This is a genomic window from Streptomyces sp. ERV7, from assembly GCF_001653515.1.
Lineage (GTDB): Bacteria > Actinomycetota > Actinomycetes > Streptomycetales > Streptomycetaceae > Streptomyces.
The window spans coordinates 1-4814 of record NZ_LYOY01000008.1 but is presented as its reverse complement, the minus strand read 5'-3'; the positions used below and the strand labels follow the sequence as shown (position 1 = coordinate 4814).

Below are 4814 nucleotides of genomic sequence, written 5' to 3'. Positions count from 1 at the left end.
TCCCAGCACCCGAGCCCCAACGCCGGTCCCGTCGAGGCGTCGTTCGCGGGCGCGCTCGGCGTACGGCTGGGCGGCACCCTCTCGTACGGCGGCCGTGTCGAGCACCGGCCCGTGCTGAACGGGGGCGGCCGGGCGGTGGAGGTGGTGGACATCGAGCGGGCGGTGCGGCTGTCGCGCCGGGTGGGCTGGCTGGCGCTCGGGGTGGCGATCGCGGTGAGGAAGGTACGGACATGAGCGGCGGACTGCTGGTCGCGGGCACCACGTCGGACGCCGGGAAGAGCGTCGTCACCGCCGGGATCTGCCGGTGGCTGGTGCGCCAGGGCGTGAAGGTCGCGCCCTTCAAGGGACAGAACATGTCCCTCAACTCGTTCGTCACGCGCGAGGGCGCCGAGATCGGGCGCGCGCAGGCGATGCAGGCGCAGGCGGCGCGCGTCGAGCCGTCCGCTCTGATGAACCCCGTGCTGCTCAAGCCGGGGAGCGACCGGTCGAGCCAGGTCGTACTGATGGGCCGGCCGGTGGGCGAACTGAGCGCCAGCGGCTACCACGGCGGGCGCCAGGAGGCGCTTCTCGGCACCGTCGTGGACTGTCTGGAGCGGCTGCGGGGCACATATGACGCCGTGATCTGCGAGGGGGCGGGCAGTCCGGCCGAGATCAACCTGCGGCGCACCGACATCGTCAACATGGGCATCGCGCGCGCCGCGAGGCTCCCGGTGGTCGTGGTCGGCGACATCGACCGGGGCGGGGTGTTCGCCTCGTTCTTCGGTACGACGGCGCTGCTGAGCCCCGAGGACCAGGCGCTGGTCGCCGGGTACATCGTCAACAAGTTCCGCGGCGACGTCTCGCTGCTCGAACCCGGCATCGACATGCTGCGCGGGCTCACCGGACGCCACACGTACGGGATCCTGCCGTTCGCGCACGGGCTGGGCATCGACGAGGAGGACGGCCTGCGGGTCTCCCTGCGCGGCGCGGTGCGCGAGTCCGTGGTGGCGCCGCCGGTCGGCGAGGACGTACTGCGGGTCGCGGTGTGCGCGGTCCCGCTGATGTCCAACTTCACCGACGTGGACGCGCTCGCCGCCGAACCGGGCGTGGTCGTACGGTTCGTGGACCGGCCCGAGGAGCTGGCCGACGCGGATCTGGTGGTCGTGCCGGGAACCCGGGGCACGGTCCGGGCGTTGGAATGGCTGAGGGAACGGGGGCTGGCGCGGGAGCTGGCGCGCAGGGCGGCCGAGGGGCGTCCGGTGCTGGGGATCTGCGGCGGGTTCCAGGTGCTCGGAGAGCACATCGATGACGAGGTCGAGTCACGGGCGGGTTCCGTGACGGGTCTCGGACTGCTGCCCGTGCGGGTGCGGTTCGCGGCCGAGAAGACACTTGCACGGCCGACCGGCGAGGCGCTGGGCGAGCGCGTGGAGGGATACGAGATCCACCACGGCGTCGCCGAAGTGCTGGGCGGGGATCGGTTCATCTCTGATGACGATGGACACAGCTTGGACGGATGCCGGGTCGGTGCGGTCTGGGGCACGCACTGGCACGGGGCACTTGAGAGCGACGGATTCAGGCGACGGTTCCTGGAGCGGGTCGCGAGCGCCGCCGGCCGGCGTTTCGTCCCCGCCCCTGACACGTCGTTCGGCGTGCTGCGCGAAGAGCAGCTGGACCGCCTCGGCGACCTCATCGAAGAACACGCGGACACGGACGCGCTCATGCGGCTCATCGAGCAGGGCGCGCCCGCAGGACTTCCCTTCATCGCACCTGGAGCACCCGCATGAGCACTGTGCTGTTGTTGTCGACCGCCGACACGGATCTGCTGGCGGCCCGGGCCTCCGGGGCGCCCTTCCGGATCGGCAACCCGACCCGTATCGACGTGGCCGAGGAGCTGCCCGCGCTGATCGAGGGCGCGTCGGTGGCCGTCGTGCGCCTGCTCGGCGGCAAGCGCGCCTGGGAGGACGGGCTGGCCGCGCTGAAGGCGTCCGGCATCCCGACCGTGCTGCTCGGCGGCGAGTCCGTGCCGGACGCGGAGCTGATGGCCGAGTCGTCGGTCCCGGCCGGTGTGGTCGCCGAGGCCCTGCGCTATCTGGTCGAGGGCGGCCCCGGCAACCTCGTGGAGCTCTCCCGCTTCCTCTCCGACACCGTGCTGCTGACGGGCGTGGGCTTCGCCGAGCCGGAGAAGATGCCCGAGTGGGGCGTGCACGGCACGCGCGCGTACGTGGAGGGCCGCCCCACGGTGGGCGTGCTCTTCTACCGCGCCCACCAGCTCTCCGGCAACACCTCGTTCGTGGACGTGCTCTGCGACCGCATCGAGGCCCAGGGCGCCAACGCCCTCGCGGTGTACGTGGGTTCGCTGCGCGGCGCCGACGCGGCGCTCTACGAGACGCTGGGCCGGGCGGACACGCTGATCGCCACCGTCCTGGCGGCGGGCGGCACCACCGCCTCGCAGGCGAGCGCGGGCGGCGACGAGGAGGCATGGGACATCGGCGCCCTGGCCGATCTGAACGTGCCGGTGCTGCAAGGGCTCTGCCTCACCTCGTCCAAGGCGGCGTGGGAGGCCTCGGACGCGGCGCTCTCCCCCATGGACGCGGCGATGCAGGTCGCCATCCCCGAGTTCGACGGCCGGCTGATCACCGTCCCGTTCTCCTTCAAGGAGCAGGGCCCGGACGACGTCCCGGTCTATGTCGCCGACCCCGAGCGGGCCTCCCGGGTCGCGGGGATCGCGGTGCGCCACGCGCGCCTGAAGCACAAGCCGAACGCCGAGAAGAAGCTGGCGCTCGTCTTCACCGCCTACCCGACCAAGCACTCGCGCGTGGGCAACGCGGTGGGTCTGGACACGCCCGCCTCCGCCGTGCGCGTCCTGGACGCGCTGCGGGACGCCGGCTACCTGGTGGAGGGCCACCCGGACAACGGCGACGAGCTGATCCACCGGCTGATCAACGCGGGCGGCCACGACGTGGAGTGGCTCACCGAGGAGCAGCTGGCGGCCGCCCCCGCGCGCGTGCCGCTCGCGGACTACCGCGCCTGGTTCGAGAAACTGGACCCGGAGCTGCGCGACGGCATGCTGGAGCACTGGGGCGAGCCGCCGGGCCAGTTGTACGTGGACGGCGACGAGATCGTTCTCGCCTCCCTCCAGTTCGGCAACGTCGTCGTGATGATCCAGCCGCCGCGCGGCTTCGGCGAGAACCCCATCGCGATCTACCACGACCCGGACATGCCGCCCTCGCACCACTACATGGCGGCGTACCGCTGGCTGGAGAACTCGTTCGGCGCCGACGCCATCGTCCACATGGGCAAGCACGGCACCATGGAGTGGCTGCCCGGCAAAGGCCTCGGCCTGTCGTCGGGCTGCGGTCCGGACGCGGTCCTGGGCGATCTGCCGCTGGTCTACCCGTTCATCGTCAACGACCCGGGCGAGGGCACCCAGGCCAAGCGGCGCGGCCACGCCACGGTCGTGGACCATCTGGTCCCGCCGATGGCCCGCGCCGACACCTACGGCGACCTGGCCAAACTGGAGCAACTCCTCGACGAGTACGCCCTGGTGAGCGATCTCGACCCGACGAAGGCCCCGGCGGTGCGGGCCCAGATCTGGACCCTGGTGAAGGCCGCCGAGCTCCACCACGACCTGCACGTCGCCGAGCAGCCGGACGACGGCGACTTCGACGAGTTCGTCATGCACATCGACGGCTATCTGTGCGAGATCAAGGACGTCCAGATCCGCGACGGCCTCCACATCCTGGGCGGTGGCCCCGAGGCCGAGCCCCGGGTCAACCTGGTGCTCGCGGTGCTGCGCGCCTCCCAGGTGTGGGGCGGCCAGGCCAACGCGCTGCCGGGTCTGCGCGCCTCGCTGGCCGAGCACTTCGGCCTGGTGGAGAAGGAGCTGCTCGCCGAGCCGGGTACGCCGGTGAAGGTGCCGGTGGAGCTCACGGACCTGGTCGAGGGCCCCGCTCGTACGGCGGCCGACGCGATCGACCTCCTGGAGCAGCTGTGCCGCCGTCTGGCGGAGGGCATGGAGGAGCGCGCCTGGTCGGTGTCCGCGTGCGGCCCGCTGGTCGGCGAGGTGCTGGGCACGGAGCTGCCGGACGCGGTGGCGGTCCTGGAGTTCGCCTGCCGCGAGGTGGTGCCGCGCCTGGCCCGCACGACGGACGAGATCACCCACATCCTGCGGGCGCTCGACGGCGGCTACGTCCCGGCGGGCCCGTCCGGCTCCCCCACCCGGGGCCTGGTCAACGTCCTGCCGACCGGCCGCAACTTCTACTCGGTCGACCCCAAGGCCATCCCCTCGCGGCTGTCCTGGGAGGTCGGCCAGGCGCTCGCCGACTCGCTGGTGGCCCGCTACCTCACGGACACCGGCGCGTACCCGAAGTCGGTGGGCCTCACCGTGTGGGGCACCTCCGCGATGCGCACCCAGGGCGACGACATCGCGGAGATCCTGGCGCTGCTCGGCTGCCGCCCGGTGTGGGACGAGGCGTCCCGCCGCGTCACCGGCTTCGAGGTGGTCCCGGTCGCTGAGCTGGGCCGTCCCCGCATCGATGTGACGGTCCGTATCTCCGGCTTCTTCCGGGACGCGTTCCCGCACGTGGTCGCGCTGATCGACGACGCGGTGCGGACGGTGGCGGAGCTGGACGAGCCGGCCGAGTCCAACTACGTGCGGGCGCACGCCGACGAGGACACCGCAGAGCACGGCGACCGCCGCCGGGCCACGGCCCGTATCTTCGGCTCCAAGCCGGGGGCGTACGGGGCGGGCCTGCTCCCCCTGATCGACGCGCGCAACTGGCGCAGCGACGCCGACCTCGCCGAGGTGTACGCGGTGTGGGGCGGCTACGCGTACG

The 4814-nt window shown here is 72.4% G+C and carries 3 protein-coding genes; all 3 read left to right on the top strand.

All coding sequences use genetic code 11. The features are described 5' to 3' along the window. Nucleotides 1-234, top strand: a 234-nt coding sequence (locus tag A8W25_RS05565; protein ID WP_199831672.1) for a cobalamin biosynthesis protein, incomplete at its 5' end; no start/stop codon positions are given. Beyond that, nucleotides 231-1763 (top strand): cobyric acid synthase, encoded by a 1533-nt coding sequence (locus tag A8W25_RS05560; RefSeq protein WP_067156896.1) that lies wholly within the window; start codon nt 231-233, stop codon nt 1761-1763. The genes A8W25_RS05565 and A8W25_RS05560, both read left to right, overlap by 4 nt. After that, a partial coding sequence (cobN, locus tag A8W25_RS05555) for a cobaltochelatase subunit CobN (protein WP_067156893.1) occupies nt 1760-4814 on the top strand: 3055 nt, incomplete at its 3' end. The genes A8W25_RS05560 and cobN, both read left to right, overlap by 4 nt.

What these genes read in the sequence shown, in the direction of transcription:
- A8W25_RS05560 (WP_067156896.1), top strand. Translation starts at nt 231, where the DNA reads ATGAGCGGCGGACTGCTGGTCGCGGGCACCACGTCGGACGCCGGGAAG.